This is a genomic window from Lactobacillus kullabergensis, from assembly GCF_003151025.1.
In the GTDB taxonomy this organism is placed as follows: Bacteria; Bacillota; Bacilli; order Lactobacillales; family Lactobacillaceae; genus Lactobacillus; species Lactobacillus kullabergensis.
Genome location: NZ_CP029477.1, coordinates 426,515 through 446,640, shown reverse-complemented (window position 1 = coordinate 446,640; position 20,126 = coordinate 426,515). Strand labels below are relative to the sequence as shown.

The following is a 20,126-nucleotide window of genomic DNA, read 5'->3' as shown; positions in this document are numbered from 1 at the left end:
ATCCTCCTAGCACAATTTTACTTGAAAAACAGTATAAACTCAATCAATTAATTTTTTGAAATCGCTGTGATCACTGTCTGAATAGCCTTTTCAAGACCTTCAGGTTTTTTGCCTCCGGCTTGAGCCATATCTGGTCGACCGCCGCCACCGCCGCCAAAGATTGGAGCAGCTTGCTTAATTAAATCACCTGCTTTAAGGCCTTTCGCTAAGGCTTTATCACCTAAACTAATGATCATATTTGCCTTGCCGTCACTAGCAGTCGCCAAAACCAACACGTCTGACTTTTTGCCACTCTTCCAAGTATCGGCAAATTCACGCAAATCATTCATTCCGTTAACATCAACTTTTTGTGCAATAACAGACAAATCACCTGCTTGCTCTACATTATCAAAAATAGAGTTGGCCTTGCTTTGATTAATTTGCAAGTTTAAGTCCTCAACCTGCTTTTGACTGTCATGCAGATCTTTTTCAAGCGAATCAACCTTATCAATAATATCTTCTGGTTTAGTTGATTTTACTTCTGCCTGGATTTCATCTAACAATTCTGATCTGCTGGCCAAGTACTCATAAGCTTTCTTGGAAACTACTGCTTCAATTCTTCTCATACCTGCACCAATAGCAGATTCAGAAACAATCTTAAAAATACCTATTTGGTTAGTATTGGCACAATGAGTACCACCACAGAATTCAATAGAGAAATCTGCTATTTGGACAACCCGGACTTTATCACCGTATTTACCGTCAAATAAAGCTAGAGCACCCATCTTTCTACCAGTATCAGGGTCAGTAATAGTAGTTTTGACATCAATTGCCGCCCAGATTTTTTGGTTTACCAAGTTCTCAACTGACTTAAGTTCCTTTTCGGTCATTGGCTCAAGCGCAGTAAAGTCAAAACGTAAATAATCAGGGTCAACCAAACTGCCTGCTTGATGAGTATGTTCACCAAGTACGCTTCTCAAAGCTGCATGTAATAAGTGCGTGGCAGTATGAGAATGGCGCAGACCTTCGCGACGAACTCTGTCGATCTTTAGAGTATATTCCTCACCTTTTGTCAGAGGTAAAATCACATCGACAAAGTGCATATTTTGATCATTAGGCGCATGTTGTACGTCGGTTACCTGAGCAACAAGTTCCCCTTCCTGATTATAGATATTACCATGATCGGCTACCTGGCCACCACGTTCACCATAAAAAGGAGTTTTATCAAAAATCAAAACGGCATTATCGCCATCTGCTTTATCAACTAACTGATCATCAACTATAATATCAACTAATTTTGCGTGTTTTTCTTCATAAACGCCATATTCAAATTCTGACTTATCCTTTAAGTTCATCAGAGTTTCATCTTGAGAGCTCATTGATTGCAAATTACCACGAGCTTTACGGGCACGTTCTTTTTGAGCTGCCATTTCGGCATCAAAACCCTTTTGGTCAACCTTTAAACCTGCATCCTGTGCAGTTTCAAAAGTCAGTTCATAAGGAAACCCATAAGTATCAAATAATTTGAATGCATCTTTACCAGTAATTGTTTTATCTTCTGACTTTTGTGCACTTGCAATCAAGTCATCAAGTAAAGTTAATCCCGACTCAAGAGTTAACTGGAATCTTTCTTCCTCGTTCTTAATTACTTTGGCAATAAAGTCCTTTTGCTCTGTCACTTCTGGGTAATGACTCTCCATAATTTTGCCGACTACTGGAACCAACTTGTAAAGAAACGCACCCTTGATACCTAAACGCTGGCCATTTAAATCTGCCCGTCTGATCAAACGCCGTAAAACATAGCCGCGCCCTGTATTTGATGGCAGTGCACCATCTGCAATGGCAAAACTGACAGTCCGCACATGATCTGCAATAATCTTAAAAGCAGTGGTATCTGCCTTATTTGTGCCATATTTTTTAGCAGCAGTCATTTTTTCTGTTTCATGGATAATCGGCAAAAAGAGGTCAGTTTCAAAGTTAGTTGGCGCATCTTGCAAAATAGACAAAACGCGCTCTAAGCCCATACCGGTATCAATATTCTTATGCGGTTGATCAACATACTTGCCATTTGCTAAGTGATTATATTGTGAAAAGACTATATTCCAAATTTCCAAATAACGGGCGTTTTCACCACCGGGGAAGTTTTCTGGATCATCTTCCGCCACATCGTTATTTTCTTGACCACGATCATAAAAGATCTCGGAATCAGGACCACAAGGGCCTTCGCCAATATCCCAGAAATTTTCTTCCAGTTTAACGATATGATCTTCAGGCATCCCAACTTCTAACCATATTTTTTGGGCTTCTGTATCTTTAGGATAAACCGTGCAATAAAGCTTTTCCTGATCTAAATCAAGCCAGTCTGGACTCGTTAAAAATTCCCAAGCCCAGGTAATTGCCTCTTTTTTAAAATAATCACCAACAGAAAAGTTGCCCAGCATTTCAAAAAAAGTTTGGTGTCTGGCCGTTTTACCAACATTTTCAATATCATTTGTTCTAATGGATTTTTGCGAACTGGTAATCCGATGATTTTTAGGGACTACAGAACCGTCAAAATATTTCTTCATCGTTGCCACACCGGAATTAATCCACAGCAATGTTGGATCATCTTGTGGAATTAATGATTGACTGGGCAATACCATGTGTCCGTGCTGCTTGAAGAAATCCAAAAACATCTGTCTAAATTCTGAACTTGTCAGTTTCTTCATCAAATATATCTCCCTTTTGCCAAAATAAAAACACCGTTGCTTATCATAAGGACGCCTTTAAACGCGGTACCACCTTAATTGCAACAGTGCTTGTTACCTCTTAATTAATTTTATTTGTTAAACCATAAGGAGCATTTTTTAAATAGCAGTAAATCATTTTCACCGGACGATTCTCTCTTTGAACTGCTAATCTTAAAAAACATATCTTAAGTTATCAGTAATTGTACTACTTGCACAGTTTTTGTCAATAATTGGTTAACTTGAAAAAATTTATAAACAAAGAATTCAATATCTCTATTTACGGTAAAAATTATCAAAAACAGTTACCGGTAAATGCCGCTTATGCTCACTTTTACGCCAGAGCGACTCGATTTTCTGTGCAGCCAGTTCAGAAACTGTCCGACCTTCTAGGTAGTCATCAACATCCTTGTAGCTAACTCCCAGTGCAGTTTCATCCGGTAAGCCTGGCTTATTTTCTTCTAAGTCTGCTGTTGGCGCCTTTTGGTACAAATGCTCTGGGCAATTTAAAAGTTTAAGCATCTGCTTACCTTGTCGTTTATCTAAACGGAAAAGCGGGGTCAGATCCGCTGCACCATCTCCATATTTAGTATAAAAACCGCTAAAATTTTCAGCCGCATGATCTGTACCAACTACCGCACCATTGTGAGCACCAGCAATAGCATATTGTACAATCATACGTTCACGGGCTTTAATATTACCCTTGTTAAAATCTGTGATCTGCTGTCCAGCTTCATTCAAACTGGCTACCAAAGCATCAACAGCCGGTTTAATATTGACTGTTAAATCCTGATCGGGTTTTTGAAAAGCTACTGCATCAGCTGCATCTTGAGCATCTGCTTGAACGCCATAAGGTAAACGAACGGCAATAAATTGATATGAATTGTCCCCCGTTTCCTCACGCATTTCGGAAATTGCCATTTGGCACAGTTTCCCTGCCAGCGTAGAATCTTGACCCCCTGAAATTCCAAGTACATATGATTTTAAAAATGTATTTTCTTTAAGATAATCTTTCAAAAAATCAACTGAACGTCGAATTTCTTTTTGCGGATCGATTTGGGGTAAAACATGTTCATATTTTATAATTTCTTTTTGCAATGGCCTCATTGTACGGTATCTCCTTTGTTAATATTCGTACGAATATCCTGAATGATATTCATTTTACTGTCATACAAATCTTGAGAAAGATCAACAGGGTATTCTTGCGGATTCAAACTTCTTTTATATTCATCCCAAAGACCATCTAAATTAGCTGCACAAAAGTTTTTGATATCTGTTAATTTAGGCTTGTGATATTTCAATTGGCCATTTACAAAAATATCTTTTAAAAGCGGCTCAGCAGTATAATCCGTTACCACTTTATTGATATAAGTATACTGGGGATGAAACATATAAAGTGAATCAAATTCTCGCGGATCTACACCCGCCCGTGCAATCCAGTCACCCTCATTTTTCTTTTCAGTATTAGCTGAAATACGCCAAACCTGCTTTTTACCAGGAGTTGAAACTTTTTCCACATTAGAAGAAATTTTTAAAGTATCACGCATATGGTGCTGATCATCTTCAATTGAAACTAATTTATAAACGGCTCCTAAAGCTGGTTGGTCATAAGCCGTAATATATTTCGTGCCAATGCCCCAAACATCAATTTTGGCTCCCTGCATTTTCAAGCTGGTAATCGTAGTTTCATCCAAATCATTTGAAGCAAAAATTTTGGCGTTGGTATAACCAGCATTATCTAGTTCGCGACGAACTTGCTTGGAAATATAAGCCATGTCACCAGAATCTATGCGCACGCCTTGAAAGTTTATCCTATCACCCATTTCATTGGCAACACGGATAGCATTTGGTACACCACTTCTGACAGTATCATATGTATCTACAAGAAAAACGCAGTCTTTATGCGTTTCTGCATAAGCTTTAAATGCTTCATATTCACTGCCAAATGCTTCAACTAATGAATGAGCGTGCGTACCAGAAACAGGAATACCAAACAACTTACCAGCACGAACATTGCTGGTTGAGTCAAAACCACCGATATAAGCTGCACGAGTACCCCAGATAGCAGCATCTGCTTCCTGTGCCCGTCTTGTACCAAATTCCATGACACCGTCGCCTTGCACGGCCAGCTTGACACGAGCAGCTTTAGTTGCCAGCAACGTTTGATAATTAATAATGTTTAAAATGGCAGTCTCAACTAATTGACATTGAGCTAATGGTCCTTCAACTTGAAGCAAAGGTTCATTGGCAAAAGCTATTTCTCCTTCGGGCATCGACCGTACCGTAAGTTTCAGTTTCAGTTGACGCAGATAATCAATAAAATCATCATTATAGCCAATTTCTTCTTTTAAATACTTCAAATCGCTTTCTTTAAATTTCAGGTTTTGTAAATATAAAATTACGTGTTCTAATCCTGCATAAACAGAATAACCATTGCCAAACGGCTCTTTACGGTAGTAAACCTCAAAAACCGCATTGCGTTCTGAAATTCCCTTTTTAAAATAGGTATACATCATGTTAATTTCATACAAATCTGTATGAAGAGTTAACGAGTCATCTTTATCCAATTCTTGGTAAAACATTCTGTCCTCTTATAAATTCACTAATATTTTTTGTCTTATTATAAACATTTGTGGATTTTTTAACAATCTTACCAATCTATGCAATCTTTTTGTAGACCCGTAAAATACTTTCTAATTGTTGTCTTAATGAAAAATGTCGTTCAACATAATTTTTTTCACGCTGAGCCATTTCCTTAAGCTGATCTTTAGGGGTGTCTATAGCTAGTTTTAACTGGGTACAAATCGAATCTACATCACCAATATTAGCTACAAAGCCATGTTTTTGATCTGGTATCATTACTTTAATATCACCAACTGCAGTTGACAGCAATGGCAAAAGATTATCGCTTGCTTCTAGTAAAACTAAGGGAAAACTCTCAGAATATGAGGTTAAAACCGCTAGGTCCATACGCCGATATAAATTTTTTAATTGTTTATGCGTCATAAAGCCTTGAAAAGTTACTTGTGGACCCAATTTTAATTGTTGTGCCAGATTTTTTAGGGAGTTTAACTCCGTACCATCCCCAACAATAAATAAATGAACATTGGCATTATTTAGTTTTTTTAATGCTTGCAGCAGCAACGCCTGACCCTTAACTTTTTCGGCTCTGGCAACATTTACTATATTAAAATTGGGATGTTCATATTTAGCAGGGATCTGGCTGTTTTCATGAAAAAAAGTACCATTATATATTACATGTACTTTTTCCGGGTTAATTTTTACTTTTTTAATTAATAAATTAGCAAATCTTTTCGTAACAGCAAAAATACAATCTGCCTGGCTAATTGCATGCAAATTAACTTTGGTGAATATTTTGCCCTTTAAACCGCGACCAACAAAATCAAGATAGGGGTCGGAGTGAATAGTTATGCACCATTTAGCTGTAATTTTTCGCCTAATTAAAGACAGGAAAAGATTTGCTCTTGCTCCATGAGTATGAACTATATTAAAGTTTCCCTGATTAATGAAATTAGCCAGCTTATTCAAGCCACCTAAATCATAACGACTTTTTATCCCCAAAACTTGTACATCCAGCTTTGCTGTGCGGGCGGCTTGAGCAACAGGACCATCGGCTAAACATAATAAAGTAAAGTTTTGTTGTTCATTTTTAGCTTCTTTTAGCAAATTAATGATGTGGGTCAGGCCGCCGCCATTTTCGAGTCCAGCATTAACGTGCAAAACTTTCATAATTATTCTTTCCCTTTTTTCGACTGGTAAACTTCGTGAACAAAATGTGGTAAAACCATCATTCGCTTTAACCGCGAAGGATTTTTAAGAAGACGATAAAACCACTCTAAATGAACAGTCTGCCAAATTTGAGGAGCTCGTTTGACTTTGCCTGAAAAGACATCAAAACTGCCTCCCACTCCCATCATAAGCGCAGGTAGCAGATTTCTCCGCAAAACAGACAGGAGCTGTTCTTGACGAGGAGAACCCAATGCAGCAAAAACCAGGTCAGGTTCTGTACGCTCTATTTGGTAAGCAACAAGTTCCAAATCTTCCTTAAAATAGCCGTCCTCAGCTCCCACCAGCTGAATATCAGAATAGTCCCTGGCAATTTTTCCTTGAATAGCATGAATTACCTCTGGTCGAGCTCCGATAAGAAATACTCTTAAGCTGCGGTCATTTGCCAACTTCATTAACCATGAAAACAGATCATAACCTGTTACCCTTTCCTTAAGCGGCTCTCCTAATATGTGACTTGCTTTTACAATTCCAATGCCATCAGCGGTGATATAGTCAGCATCATAAGTTAAAATCTTCATAAATTCAGGATTTTCATTAGCTGACATAACAATTTCAGGATTGGCAGTAACTATAAAGGTTGATTGATGTGCATTAATTCTGCCGACAAATTCATTTTGAAACTGGTTAAAACTTTTATTATCGAAACTAACTCCTAAAACATTTACTTTAGTCATAACTATATCTCCTAATCCTCAATTTACTTTATTTTATCAAAATAATATCCAATTGAGGATACGCTTTACCTTTTTTAAAAATATGATACTATTAACTCGTCAAATTGATAGGAGTACTGAAACTATGAAAAAAATAATTACTTATGGTACATTTGATTTACTGCATTATGGTCACGTCCGCCTGCTGAAACGCGCCCGTGAATTAGGCGATTATCTTATAGTTGGATTATCTACTGACGAATTCAATCAACTCCAAAAACACAAGGAATCATATAATAGCTACGCTGAACGAAAATATATTCTTGAAGCCATTCGTTACGTGGACCAGGTTATTCCCGAAAAGAACTGGGAACAAAAGACAAATGATATCCAAAAATATGATATTGATACCTTTGTAATGGGTAATGACTGGGATGGTAAATTTGATTTTTTAAAACCATACTGCAATGTAGTCTATCTGCCTCGTACCCCAGGAATTTCCACTACTAAAATTAAAGATGATTTAAAATAAAAAAGAACTCTGAACTAACTAACAAAGTTAATTCAGAGTTTTTATTTTGCAAAAGTAAATTCAAAACGGTCTGCAACATAGCTGGCCCTAGTATACTCAAAGGGTATGCCATTAGAAAGCTCTGTTACTTGCAAACGAGTAATTAATGCTTCACCTTTTTTTGCATCAAGCAATCTAGCTGCATTTTCGTTTGCTACAGCTGCAGAAATATATTCAGTTACACGTCCTATTGTATAACCATTTTTTTCTAAAGTTTGATATAAATGTGAAGAAATATCGGCTTTTGACATATTTAAAATCAAACTATGCGGAATAGATACGACTTCATAGCAAATTGGAACGTCATCTGCATAACGGATACGCTCCATACGCAAAACTTCCTGCATATCATCTAAATTCAGCCGCTCCATTTCCGATAAGGAAGGCTTACCAAAACGATAAGAAATCAACTTACTTGAAGGCGTTTGGCCATTAGCATGTGTAATATCGGTAAAAGACATAATTCCCGACATTTTTTCCTGCACTTTTTGGTTAGCTACATATGTTCCGCTACCAACACGCTGTTCTAAAATGCCTTCATCTTCCAAAGTTTTAATTGCTTGTCGCAACGTCATCCGAGAAACACCAAACTTTTGGGCTAGCTGCCTTTCAGCTGGAATTTTACTACCAACTTTGTAATTATGCTTTTCTATTTCACGTTTTATTTGATTGTGAATTTTGATGTACATTGGTTCTTCCATGAATGCACCCCCATTACACATCTTATTATAATTCAAATTGGTCTACTCTGCATGATACGTTACAAATTATAATTTAGCAACCTAATTTTTCTTAGTGGTCCATTTCATGCCCCATAAACGAAATTCAGCATTTTGCCCACATTCTACTGTTATCGAATCATCACTTGTAGCAATCACGCTGGCATGCAAATGTGCCTGATTTTCCACCGCCAGATTTGCACCATTAGAATTAAAGATAAGATCATGTCCTTCAAACTGAGCCTGATCGCTTAGAGCTAAGAAATACTCATACTCATTGCCACCATTGAACGTTACACGTCTTGAATTGCACTCAACCTCATTCTGAAAATCAGCATGATTGACAATGACAGAATTGTTAAGTGTAATCTTCGCTTTACCTGTGGCAATTAAACGGTTTATTCTGCTGTTCTGGATTATTATATGTGGGTTTTTCTCGCAGTAAAAGCCACCCTTAAACTCACTGCCAATGATATTAATCCAGGTCTCATCGGTTATAAACATTCCAGTATCCTCTTGTGATAAAAGCTTGCTGTTAAGCATGTTCAACCAAGCCTGTCCCTGAATAAGAAGTGAGTAAACAACAGTGTTATTTATATCTAATTCAACATTTGATTTTTTAAAAGTATCAATACTGCCATGGATACGAGAGTTATTGATAATAGCAGTGCCATGCCCTTCCAGTGCCAAAGCTCCAATATCTTGAACAACATTCTTGATAGTCGAATCATTCATTTCCAAGCGAAAATTGGAATCAGCAAATAAAGAAACAGAACCATTCATAATTACTGTCGAAAATAGCTCCAGTGTCACTTTACCGTTAGCAGCTATTGTAGCAGTATCACCACCAAAACCTTTGACAATACAGTTGCGTAACGACAAAAAAGTATTAGCTTCAGCAGGTATAAACAAGCTGTTGGCATCATTTACAGTATTAACACACAAATTTTCTAAATTAACAAATTGACTGCCGGCATCTACATTCAGATAACCAAGTATTGTTGTGTCTTCAGGAAGATTGCCAGTTCCTTTAATAGTGATATCAGATAAAAAAATTCCCGCAGGTATTTCATAAAATCCTGGTTCCAAAAGCAGTACATCATCAGCACGCAAATCATTTAAGGCATTATGCCAGCTAATTTCTTTACCTCCGGCACCAACTCGCACAAGTCTTGACATATATTTCCCTTCTTAATCAAAGTTAGCTCCTCTATTTTACTATTAATGACCCGAAAATAGGCAAACTTTAGCAACTGAATTTACTACACTATAAAGAAATTTATAACAAATCATAAAAAAAGTGCATTTTAAATAACAACGATTATTAAAAAGGCAAAAACTTACTCGATTTATATTTTTAGTAATTGGATTTTTATTATATTCAAATATATGTTAATTATATAAAATTATTTTAATAATACTAATTTACACCAAATATATACGATTTTTTATAAATAACACTTTTTATATTTTTTAAATTTAATAGTTATTAATTTATCGTACATAGGAATGGATTTTTAGCAAATTTAAGATAACGTCAGACAAATATTTGGTCAGCTAAAAAGTTTGACCGCCAAAAACTAATGCTGTATAACCTTAAAGTAAAGGTAAATGTATAAATTACACAAGAGGCTTTTGGTATGCTAAGTAAAAATAATAGAAAGCGAAAAAATAACAGCTGTTGTTATTTAAAAAATAACAAAACTAGATTTTTTTCTTATAGTCTAATTGCAACTACATTGATAGGAACTGCATTGGGAACTTGCAATAAACCTATTTATGCTCAGGCTGATTCAACCTCAGCTTTAATAAAAAATTCTGCTACTACAAAAAATCCAGTATTAAAAAATAACAGTAATATTATTTCACAAAATAATAATAGTACTATTCAAGGTAAAGATAATGAATGTGCGTGGTCTTTTAGTGAAGAGACTAAAACACTTACAATAACGGGAGGAACTTTATCCTCTACACCAATCAGCCAGTTGGTAAAGACCCAACAAAGCGATCAGGGAAAAGTCATCAATCCAAATGAGATTCAGTATATTGCTTTCCAGATCGGAACTGCTGACTATGGCGGTAAGTTGAAAGTTCGACTAGCACATAATTCAACTAGTAAATTTGCTAACTTACCAAATTTAGTTGGTTTTATTAATCTCAACAATGTAGATGCCAGTGATGCCAGTGATTTAAGCAGCTTGTTCGAAAACGACACTAGCTTAAAGGAACTTGACTTGACTTCTTGGGATACTATTTCTAATCGAGATATGAACAGTATGTTTAAAAACGATACTGAACTGACCAGCATCGATTTAAATAGTTTCAGAACAGATAGTGTTTTTGATTTCAGTCATATGTTTGAAGGTGATGAAGCTTTAACAACCTTAAATTTAGCCAACTGGCAAACCGGTAACGTTAAAAATATGAGTTATATGTTTAATGGTATTGCAGCTACAGAACTAGCAGATATTACCAGCTGGCAAACTTATAACGTTACTAATATGAGTTATATGTTCAAAGACTCAAAGTTGAAGCAATTAAACTTAAGCCGCTGGGATACAGGAAACATATTTGAAATGACTAACATGCTTGATGGTTTGGGAAATAATTCCGATGGCTTTATACTTAGTCTAGGCAAACATAGACTAAAACCGACAGCATTTACCAACTTTAAAATGCCTAAAGTTATTGCAGTAGGCAACGGTAGTGCTGCTAAACCTGCAGGAAAAATTCTTTCTGTCACCGATTTGGCTAATTTGTATGACAAAGAAGATAAAGATTGTCCGGCCGAAACATATGTTAGCCAACCAATTACCTGGAATGTTGGCTCAGTTGACTTAGATGATTCAGTTAATGACATACATGTTCCAGCAGATAAAAATAATAGCAGCAATTATGATAGTGAATCAAGCGGTTTCACAAACTCAGTTTCAACCGAAAGTTCAAATATTCAAAAACCTGCAAAAGATTCAACTATTAAATCTAATACAGTAAACACTCAAGCAGAAGATAGTGATAGTGATTCTGATACTGTTAAATTACCTCGTAAAGTTCTATGTTCAGTCCAAGTTTATGATCAAAATGGCAGTCCTATTAAAGGCTTTGTGCTTGAACCAGGTTTGACTATTGAAACATTCGGTACACAAACTATTAATAACCAAAAGTTTTATAAGCTTGGTAAAAATATTTTTGCAAACTCCCAAGACATTGAGGGCAAAAAAGCAAAAATTAAGCATAATTCATTCGTTTATAACAAAAAAGGCAAAAGAATCCGCAAATTGCTGGTAAAGAAAGGCAAATCAGTTCGGGTTTATGGCAATCCGATCAAAATTAAAAAGAAGCTTTACTACGTAATTGCTAAAAATAAGTATATTAAAGTTAATAACATAGCTTAAACTGACGCAAAAAGACGACTCTAACGAGTCGCCTTTTTTATTGGGTTAGCTGGATTCGAACCAGCGCATACCAGTACCAAAAACTAGTGCCTTACCGCTTGGCTATAACCCAGTGACAATGGAGGAGGGTGGATTCGAACCGCCGAACTCAGAGAGAGCGGTTTTACAGACCGCCGCGTTTAGCCACTTCGCTACTCCTCCGTCACGCACGTTAATTATAATACCGAAAAACGTACGTGATTGCAAGCAAAATTTGCTTAAATATTACTTCTTATTTTCTTTAACAAACTTTTCTAGTCGCTTCAGTCCTTCTTCAATTTGATCCATTGAAACAGCGTAAGAAAATCTAATATAACCTTCTCCGCCTTCACTAAAACTGGAACCTGCTGTAACAGCAACTTTTGCCTTGTCAACCAGCTCATAAATAAATTTAGTATCATCTTGTTCAAAACCCTCTGGGATTTTAGCAAAAATGTAGAATGCGCCTTGGGGTTTAGCACATTCAAAACCTATTTTGGTAAGGCCTGAATACAAAGCATCACGGCGCTTTTGAAATTCTTCTTTCATTGGCAGTGCGTCATCCATACCGTTTTTAAAGGCCTCTTCAGCTGCATCTTGCATAGGTGTTGGCTCAGTAGTAACTATTGCTTGGTGAACTTTTGCAATTTGTTGCAAAATATTTTCTGGCGCACAAACAATACCAATTCGGTAACCGGTCATGGCCCATGATTTGGAAACGCCGTTCATTAAAATAACTTGGTCATGCAATGATTTCTCCATTGACGCGTGTGGTTGATCATAGTTCAACTCACTGTAAATTTCGTCACACAATGCGAAAATTGGCTTATCACGAATAACATCCGCTAAAGCATCCAATTCGTCTTGACTATACATTACCCCAGTTGGATTGGTAGGATAATTCATAACCAACATCCGTACCCGGTCGCCATACTTGTCAATTACCTTTTGCAATTTTTCTGGTGTCAGCTTAAAGCCGTCGTCTACTGTATTTACTTTTACTATTTCAACGCCTTCATTAATAACGCCCTCGTCAGTCATATAAAGTGGAAACAATGGAGTTGGCACAACCATAATATCGCCAGGATTCAAAGTAGCCAACACAGAATCAAAAATTGATTCAGTTACGCCATTGGTAACCAAAACCTCAGTTTCTGGATCATAGTTTTGCCCATATTTTTTACTCAAAAACTGGCTGGCTGCCTTGCGTAAGCCAATAGTCCCATTTGAAGGAGCATAGTGGGAGTGATTTTCATCAACTCCTCTTTTGGCTGCCTCTTTGATATGATCAGGAGTGTTGAAATCAGGCTCACCAAGAGTGAATTTTACAACATCCGGAATCTTGCCGGCATAATCTGAAAACTTCAAAATCGGATTAGAGGGAGCATCAGCTAAACCTTTTCGTACGTATTTAATTAAATCTACCATATTTTTCACCAAACTTTCTTTTCAATTATATAGATTATACCTTTAATAAAATTATTTTTCTACAATATTTTTCTAATTATTAACTAATTTTACATATAAAAACACCTTTAAACTGTATAAGTTAAAGGTGTTTTAAAATTAACTATTTTAATACTCCGTATAGGTTAGCTTATCCCTGAATTTGATCACGTAATTTAATCATCATAGGGTAGTTATTAGTAAAAATTCCTGCAACATGTTTTTGAAAATATTGTTTAGCAATTTGCGGGTCATCAACAGTCCAAATTCGTTCAGTAACTGCTTGCTCTCCTGGTAAAAGCTTGCCTGGATGAATGCCAGCAAAGTGGTTATCTTTAACTAATTTAGCTGAATTAACTACTTCTTCGTCAGTCAGGTAGCAATAGATCTGGTTAGGATCAATTTCCTGGCAATTTTTTAGTGTGACATAATCAAATGAAGAATAAATGATCGGATAAACGAAGTGATAAAGCTGAGCCAAGCTTAACACAGTATTTTCAATACCTCGATAATGAATTACTCCAGTTTTAAATTCCAAATTTATTTGAATATTTTTATTTTCCAGTAGTTCAAATAATTCTTTCAGCGTCGGTACCGACTCACCATTTGACAAGTGCAGCTGCCTTAAGTTACTAAGAGTAAAGTCCTTAATATAACCGGTGCCATCAGTTGTTCGGTCAACTTTTTCATCATGCATTACTACTGGTATGCCGTCCTTTGTTAAGTGAACGTCAAATTCAATCCCTTCTGCCCCATTTTGAACAGCATTGCGGAAGCCTTCCATTGAATTTTCTGCAAACTTCACGGGATATCCTCTATGACCAAATACTATTGTTTTATTTTTGCCACTATTCATATTTTTGTGTTGGTTAAACCTCGTTAAAAAGAAAAACATTACAAACCAAACATAGAGGATATAATAAACCCTTTTGCCTAATTTTTAAATAGTAAAATCTAAAAAATAAAAAAATTTTTTGTGCATTTTCTAAACAAAAAAAGAGATAGTTCTTATTTCAGAACTATCATCTTTCGGGTTGGGTGTTCGTAAGAACAATTGGGTTAGCTGGATTCGAACCAGCGCATACTAGTACCAAAAACTAGTGCCTTACCGCTTGGCTATAACCCAATACCATCTGAGCTTTTACTTGTATGCTCAACATTTAATAGTATAGGAAATTGTGCTTTGCAAGTCAAGAGAAAACAGCTTTTTTCTTACTATAAATTTAGTTCATATGCCTTTCTAGCACCATTTTTAGTTTGATTAACTTGAACAATTCCCCGATATTCAAATCCTAAACTTCTAATCAGACCCTGCATGCGCTTATTGACCTCATGTGTATCAATGCGGAAATTATGAATGCCAAGCATCAATCCTCTCGATATCAAGTTTGACATCATAAACTGACTGAGGTGCTGACCGCGAAATTTTGTGCTAATTGCAATTCTGTGAATAGTGGCATATTGTTCGTCATTATTTTTCCAAGCACCATCTATTTCAGTATAATTAGGATCAGGTGTAGTTAGTAAAACAGCAACACCGGCAATTTCTTTATTAGCTACAAGGCAATATGTGCGCTTTAAAGCAATGTCTTCTGCAAGCATTTTACGGTTAGGAGAGCCATTTTGCCACTGAGGATTGCCGTCTTCTTTCAGCAATTTTTTTGCTTCAGCAATAATTTTCATAATTTGGTCTAAATCTTGTTTTTCTGCCAAGCGAATATAAATCAACATTTTGTTTTCCTCATTACTTTCAATATTTTATTTTAAAGTTAATTATACAATAAAAAGCAGCCTTTCAAATAGGCTGCTTTTTATGGCTGAAAACCGCTATTATACTTTTTACTTTTAACTACATATGTAGGAACGCTAATAAAATGCATAGAACAAATATTATCATTATGAGAAATACTAAATCCATAATAGTTGTAATCACCATCATGAAGTGTACCTTGGGTGTTAAACAAGTCCCCAGCATGTTCCCATTCCTGATAATAACTTCGGTCAGATCTTTCTTCTTCACCACTGCCAACGTAACCAAAAATCATTTGTTTCAAGCCAAAATAAACACTTTTCTTTAATTCAGTCATGGTCATTGTAGGACTAATATTATAAAAACCGGCCATGTCTTCAACAAAATTATCGTCAAGGTTAAGTCCATTAGCATGACAAGCACGAACAATTCCAGGAACATAGTGACTGTCTTTAATTGTTTTATTATTTTTGCTATATTCCAAAGCAATATCAGCTGCTAATTTACCAGTTCCATTGCTTTCAACCCAGGGAGATAAATTCAAATCATTCCTTGCTTCATTAATAAGGCGAAGAGAAAAAGCAGTTAAATCTCCAATTTGCTTAGGTGTAAGCTGATTTAGGTCAACCTGAGTTGCATCATCAGCTTTACTTTCAGATACTTTGAGACGACTAAAATCATTAGTTTTCATCCCTTGCATTGAAGCATTAATAAAATTCTTGCTGGGTTTACCCTGATAAGCGAGTAGCAACTCAGTTTTAGTGTAACCTTTGGGCAATTTCATTCTTGCCTGGGTATATACTCTTTTGGTGCTCTTTTTAACTACTTTAACATCTTTAGCTAAAATCCAATGCGAATTGTTACCAATTTTATAGGCCGTTCTTTTTTTCTTACCAATTTTTTTCTTGGCACTATATGGATACTTGTATTTAGATTCAGCATAAAAATTAGAATGTTTTCCGGAAATTTTATACAAGCGAACTTTTTTCTTCTTTTTTACTTTAACATAGCCCTTGATAGTGGCTGCCGTTACTTGTTCAGCTTCGCCTATAGTTATTCCTGGAATAGTGATTAAAAAAATAATATTAACTACGGCAATAGCAAATTTGCTTTTCTTCATATTCTTCCTCGAGAGTTATTCTAAATTGGCTCTTTGTGGTACAAATTTAATTCTAAACTTATTATGAGAGATTGCCAATTAAATTATTTTTTCAATTAAGAAACATTTTGTAATATTTTTAGCTTATTTTAAATAATATCAGTTCTCAGTAAAGTTAGGATACCAGTCATACCAATATTTAAAATAATTTTTGCAAATTAGTCTACATTTATTAATAAAAGTATTGACCAACTACAAAACTTTGAATTAAATATTAAGCTGCAAACTTTCTTAAAATTAATCTCTTTTATGTCTTACACATGAAATTCATGCCTGTCAGAAATGACGGACTGCTTCCCTGTATCTACAATGTTATTATTAAACAGCTACTGGTAAGGGTAAGAAAACTTTTAAAATTGCGTTTGCAAACAGGGAAGAATTTTTTTGCTTAATGTTGACACAAAAACATCATTAATGCGAATTAAGGATCTAGTCTATGATGATCACAACCATCCCCTACATATTATGCAAGAAATTATTCGCAGTGATAAATTTACATACGCGGTTAATCATTAATTTTTAAAATAAAAAAGCAGGCGCTAGTTTTTTCAACCAGTGTCTGCTTACTTTTTTAAATATTCTGTTTTTAAACTGACTAACTAATTAGTACCAGCCATTAGCTTGCCAGAATTGTTTAGCAGCTGCCCATGAGCCGTAGCGATTAGTAACATAGTTGTTAGCAACACGCTCTTGGTTAGCAGCTGAATAGTCTCCATTAAGGTATGCAGCAGAAAGCTGATATTTACCAATATATTGACCATTTTGTGCACTGTATGAGCCACCAGATTCACGACTGGCAATCCACGCCTTTGCTCCAGCCTCTGAATCAGATGAAGCAGTTGTGTAATTAATATTTGTAGCTGCAGTATTATTAGTATAATTCGTAGTTTCTACATTGCCAGCATTAGAAACTGTACTGTTTTCTGTTTGACTGCCAGTTGCAGCTGCAGTGTTTTGGGATTCATTTGCTGGATGATAGCCTTTATTAACGTATTTGGCCTTAACCCATTGGTTCTTGCCTAAGTCATACCACTTGTGACCCTTTTTGTCGTAAGCAGTTTTAATGACTTTCCAAGAAGAATTACTTGGTAAAATTTGCCCAGTAGCTTCAGGATGTTTGTAACTGTCCCATACGCGAATTGAATTGCCATCAACGTAGTTAACAGTTACAACTGCTGCATCATTTTCTACTGTAGCTGCTTGAACATCATTTGCTTTAACACTGCTCATAACTGCAACTCCGGAAGCAGATAACGCTGCTACTGCTGCTGATTTAACTAAGATAGATTTTACCTTCAAAAAAATTCTCTCCTTAAATAAAAATCCATAATATGTTTTTCAAATTGAGCATAATAAATTATTATTCAATTTGATGTTACATATACTACTACCTAAAAATTGCAGAATCATAACAAGAATATCACTCAACTTTTAAGAATTAATTACCTAATTTAGTAAAAATGACACAGTTGTAACACAACGTTAACTGTTATTTAATTTGACAAAATCTTATTAGAACAAGGTTATACGGTTAATTGCTACTAGCAAGAACATGCGTTTGTATAGTGCAATTTAAAGAAAAATAAGTCATCTTTGCAACATAAATGAAAAACATTAGCTAGCTTTGCATATTTATGCTATAAAAGTGATATAGTTAATTTAAAATTTGGTAGAAAGGAAATGACAGAATGAGTAAGTTTGAAGTCACACTTGACGAAAAAGATTTGCAAATGCTTGAAGATTGCCATTCAAAAAATCCTTCAATTATGAAGGCATTAAATGAAGCAAAAAAGGTTGAAGACTAATTGTTTAAACCAGGAAGCATTAATATGCTTTCTTTTTTGTACTTTTAGAATAGCAGCTACTTGTAAATTAATTTGAATAGGTCCGATTATAAAATTTAAAAGTGCAAACGAAATGAGGTTCGTAAGTTATAAAACTTGCGGACCTCACTTCATTTAGCCTTCTGTTTTTTATATATTAATTATTTTTAAACAAATTTTGAATTTCTGCAGGCGTATTGGCTGCTTTTAACTTTGCAATAAAGTCTGCGTGAGTCAAAAGCTTGGCAGTATTGGATAAGTATTGCAGATGAGCATTACTATCGACTTGTGGTATCAGAAAAGAAATGACCGTATCAATCTTTTTGCCATCCAATGATTGCCAATCAATCGGTTGTTTGAGTTTTAAAACGATCATTGAAGACTTGGTAATTGCTGCTGACTGGGCGTGGGGAATGGCAAAACCGTCCGTCATCCCCGTAGAGCCTTCTTTTTCACGCTTAACGTAACTATTGTAAACAGCTTCGCTGTCATTAGCCAAGTTGTTTTTGACGGCAAAATCTGCTAAATACTTTAGTGCATCTTCACGACTCGCAACATCAACACCAACTTTAATATTTTGTAAATCAAGAATATCACTTGGATCAAAAGTTTCTTCTTTGCTTTCTGCTTGCTGGTCAGATGTGTCGTCAACACTAGGTGCAATTGCAGAGTCAGTTGCAGTTGCTAAAGCATCTTTTTTAGCAAATCTGCCGGCGATTAGAGCTAGCAATGCACCGGAAATAGCCGATCCAATCAGAATCCACAATACCCACAAGAATGGTTTATTAACTAATGGTAAAACAATAAAGCCACCATGAGGAGCAGGCACACTAATCTTGGTTATATAAGTTAAAACTGACGCAACTGAAGAACCAATCATAAAAGCTGGGATATTCCATAACGGGTGTTTAGCGGCAAATGGAATTGCACCTTCGGTAATGTGAGTAGAACCCAGTAAAAAGTTGACATAACCTGCTGCTTTTTCACTTTTAGAATATGCTTTGGGATTCATTAATACTGCAAAACCTGTTGCAAGTGGTGGAGCAATACAAGCAGCAGAAACTCCTGCCATAAAGTAGTAGTTTCCTTGAGCCAGTAATACCGTCCCTGTAACATAGGCAGCCTTATTAATAGGACCACCAAAGTCTGCTGCACACATTATGCCAACAATAATTCCAAGCAACGCAGGATTAGTATTTTCAAAACCTCTAAGCCAGGACATTAGACCTACATTAAGTGCTTTGATTGGGGTATTTAACAGGTACATAATTGATCCTGTAATTAATACTCCAATAACTGGTAAAAGAAAGATTGACTTCAATCCTCTAAACTTATCATCAGGCAATGGCTGGAACAGTTTCTGCAGTCCTAAAACAACAATTGCTGCCAGATAACCGCCAACGATGGCTCCTAAAAAGCCACCGCCACCGTTGAAGGTGATAAAACCGGCAGCCAAGCCGACTACAAAACCCGTCCGTTGCGCCAAAGCTTCAGCAATATAAGCTCCTAAGACTGGAGCCATCAAGTTCATAGTCGTACTACCAACAGTGTTTAACATTGCTGCAAATTGATTGTATTCGCTACTTTTTGGATTTGCCGAATCAATTCCCCAGAAGAAGGAAATAGCCATTAGCACACCACCTGCAACAACAAATGGCAACATATGAGAGACGCCATTCATTAAAGAGGTATAAATTTTGTTGCCTAGCTTTTGCTTTCCTACACTTTCATGAGTGGAATCTTCAGCTGCCTGTCCTTCTTTATAAATAGGAGCTGCTAATGCTTTCTTAATTAAATCATCTGGTTCTTTGACACCTCTTGCAACTGGAACTACAACTAGGCGTTTGCCTGCAAAACGATCCAAGCCAACATCAATATCAGAAGCAATAATTACGGCTTGCGCGTCTGCAATTTCTGCACTTGTTAAATTATTTTCGATACCAGTTTGACCGTGTGTTTCAATTTTGATGGTATAGCCAAGCTTTTCTGCAGCTTTTTCCAGCGCCTCTTGCGCCATAAATGTATGAGCAACGCCAGTTGCACAACCAGTTGCACCAACTAAATCATATTTAGCCAC

At 36.0% G+C, this 20,126-nt stretch carries 15 protein-coding genes and 3 tRNA genes; 2 read left to right on the top strand and 16 right to left on the bottom strand.

Annotated features, from left to right (window positions below; all coding sequences use genetic code 11):
• Positions 1-47: 47 nt before the first annotated feature.
• From alaS to DKL58_RS02125, 5 genes are all read right to left on the bottom strand, one after another.
• Positions 48-2,687 (bottom strand): alanine--tRNA ligase, encoded by a 2,640-nt coding sequence (alaS, locus tag DKL58_RS02145; protein ID WP_109585941.1) that lies wholly within the window; start codon positions 2,685-2,687, stop codon positions 48-50.
• 294 nt (positions 2,688-2,981) lie between these two features.
• The gene (gene nadE / locus DKL58_RS02140) at positions 2,982-3,812 is read right to left on the bottom strand and encodes an ammonia-dependent NAD(+) synthetase (protein WP_109585940.1); all 831 of its coding nucleotides are present in this window, start codon (positions 3,810-3,812) and stop codon (positions 2,982-2,984) included.
• Complete coding sequence (locus tag DKL58_RS02135) at positions 3,809-5,287, bottom strand: nicotinate phosphoribosyltransferase (RefSeq protein WP_109585939.1); 1,479 nt, start codon at positions 5,285-5,287, stop codon at positions 3,809-3,811. Before DKL58_RS02135 ends, nadE begins: the two co-directional genes overlap by 4 nt.
• A gap of 76 nt (positions 5,288-5,363) precedes the next feature.
• Positions 5,364-6,455, bottom strand: coding sequence for a glycosyltransferase (locus DKL58_RS02130; protein WP_109585938.1), 1,092 nt, complete (start codon positions 6,453-6,455; stop codon positions 5,364-5,366).
• Between the two features lie 2 nt (positions 6,456-6,457).
• Positions 6,458-7,189 carry a WecB/TagA/CpsF family glycosyltransferase gene (locus tag DKL58_RS02125; protein ID WP_109585937.1) on the bottom strand — a complete coding sequence of 244 codons (732 nt, stop codon included), beginning with the start codon at positions 7,187-7,189 and terminating at the stop codon, positions 6,458-6,460.
• Positions 7,190-7,313: 124 nt separating this feature from the next.
• On the opposite strand from DKL58_RS02125, the gene tagD reads away from it, so the two are divergent.
• Positions 7,314-7,700, top strand: a complete 387-nt coding sequence (gene tagD, locus DKL58_RS02120) for a glycerol-3-phosphate cytidylyltransferase (protein WP_045927642.1) — start codon at positions 7,314-7,316, stop codon at positions 7,698-7,700.
• Between the two features lie 41 nt (positions 7,701-7,741).
• Here tagD and DKL58_RS02115 read toward each other — a convergent pair whose 3' ends face one another.
• Complete coding sequence (locus DKL58_RS02115) at positions 7,742-8,440, bottom strand: GntR family transcriptional regulator (RefSeq protein WP_045927641.1); 699 nt, start codon at positions 8,438-8,440, stop codon at positions 7,742-7,744.
• Between the two features lie 81 nt (positions 8,441-8,521).
• Entirely contained in the window at positions 8,522-9,637 is a 1,116-nt protein-coding gene (locus tag DKL58_RS02110) for a hypothetical protein (RefSeq protein ID WP_045927640.1), read from the bottom strand.
• Positions 9,638-10,098: 461 nt separating this feature from the next.
• Between DKL58_RS02110 and DKL58_RS02105 the strand changes: the two genes are divergently transcribed.
• Positions 10,099-11,853, top strand: coding sequence for a BspA family leucine-rich repeat surface protein (locus DKL58_RS02105; protein ID WP_109585936.1), 1,755 nt, complete (start codon positions 10,099-10,101; stop codon positions 11,851-11,853).
• A gap of 40 nt (positions 11,854-11,893) precedes the next feature.
• Here DKL58_RS02105 and DKL58_RS02100 read toward each other — a convergent pair.
• From DKL58_RS02100 to DKL58_RS02055, 9 genes are all read right to left on the bottom strand, one after another.
• Positions 11,894-11,965: transfer RNA gene (locus DKL58_RS02100), tRNA-Gln, on the bottom strand.
• Between the two features lie 7 nt (positions 11,966-11,972).
• Positions 11,973-12,054 (bottom strand) — tRNA-Tyr (locus DKL58_RS02095).
• Positions 12,055-12,117: 63 nt separating this feature from the next.
• On the bottom strand, positions 12,118-13,299 hold the full coding sequence (locus tag DKL58_RS02090; protein ID WP_109586989.1) for an aminotransferase class I/II-fold pyridoxal phosphate-dependent enzyme: 1,182 nt from the start codon (positions 13,297-13,299) through the stop codon (positions 12,118-12,120).
• Positions 13,300-13,468: 169 nt separating this feature from the next.
• Positions 13,469-14,173: a glycerophosphodiester phosphodiesterase family protein gene (locus DKL58_RS02085; RefSeq protein WP_109585935.1), complete on the bottom strand. Its 705-nt coding sequence runs from the start codon at positions 14,171-14,173 to the stop codon at positions 13,469-13,471.
• Between the two features lie 198 nt (positions 14,174-14,371).
• Positions 14,372-14,443: transfer RNA gene (locus tag DKL58_RS02080), tRNA-Gln, on the bottom strand.
• A gap of 89 nt (positions 14,444-14,532) precedes the next feature.
• Positions 14,533-15,048 carry a GNAT family N-acetyltransferase gene (locus DKL58_RS02075; RefSeq protein WP_109585934.1) on the bottom strand — a complete coding sequence of 172 codons (516 nt, stop codon included), beginning with the start codon at positions 15,046-15,048 and terminating at the stop codon, positions 14,533-14,535.
• A gap of 80 nt (positions 15,049-15,128) precedes the next feature.
• Complete coding sequence (locus tag DKL58_RS02070) at positions 15,129-16,187, bottom strand: SEC10/PgrA surface exclusion domain-containing protein (protein ID WP_109585933.1); 1,059 nt, start codon at positions 16,185-16,187, stop codon at positions 15,129-15,131.
• A gap of 642 nt (positions 16,188-16,829) precedes the next feature.
• Entirely contained in the window at positions 16,830-17,525 is a 696-nt protein-coding gene (gene apf / locus DKL58_RS02065) for an aggregation-promoting factor (protein ID WP_109585932.1), read from the bottom strand.
• Between the two features lie 681 nt (positions 17,526-18,206).
• Complete coding sequence (locus tag DKL58_RS02055) at positions 18,207-20,126, bottom strand: fructose-specific PTS transporter subunit EIIC (protein WP_109585930.1); 1,920 nt, start codon at positions 20,124-20,126, stop codon at positions 18,207-18,209.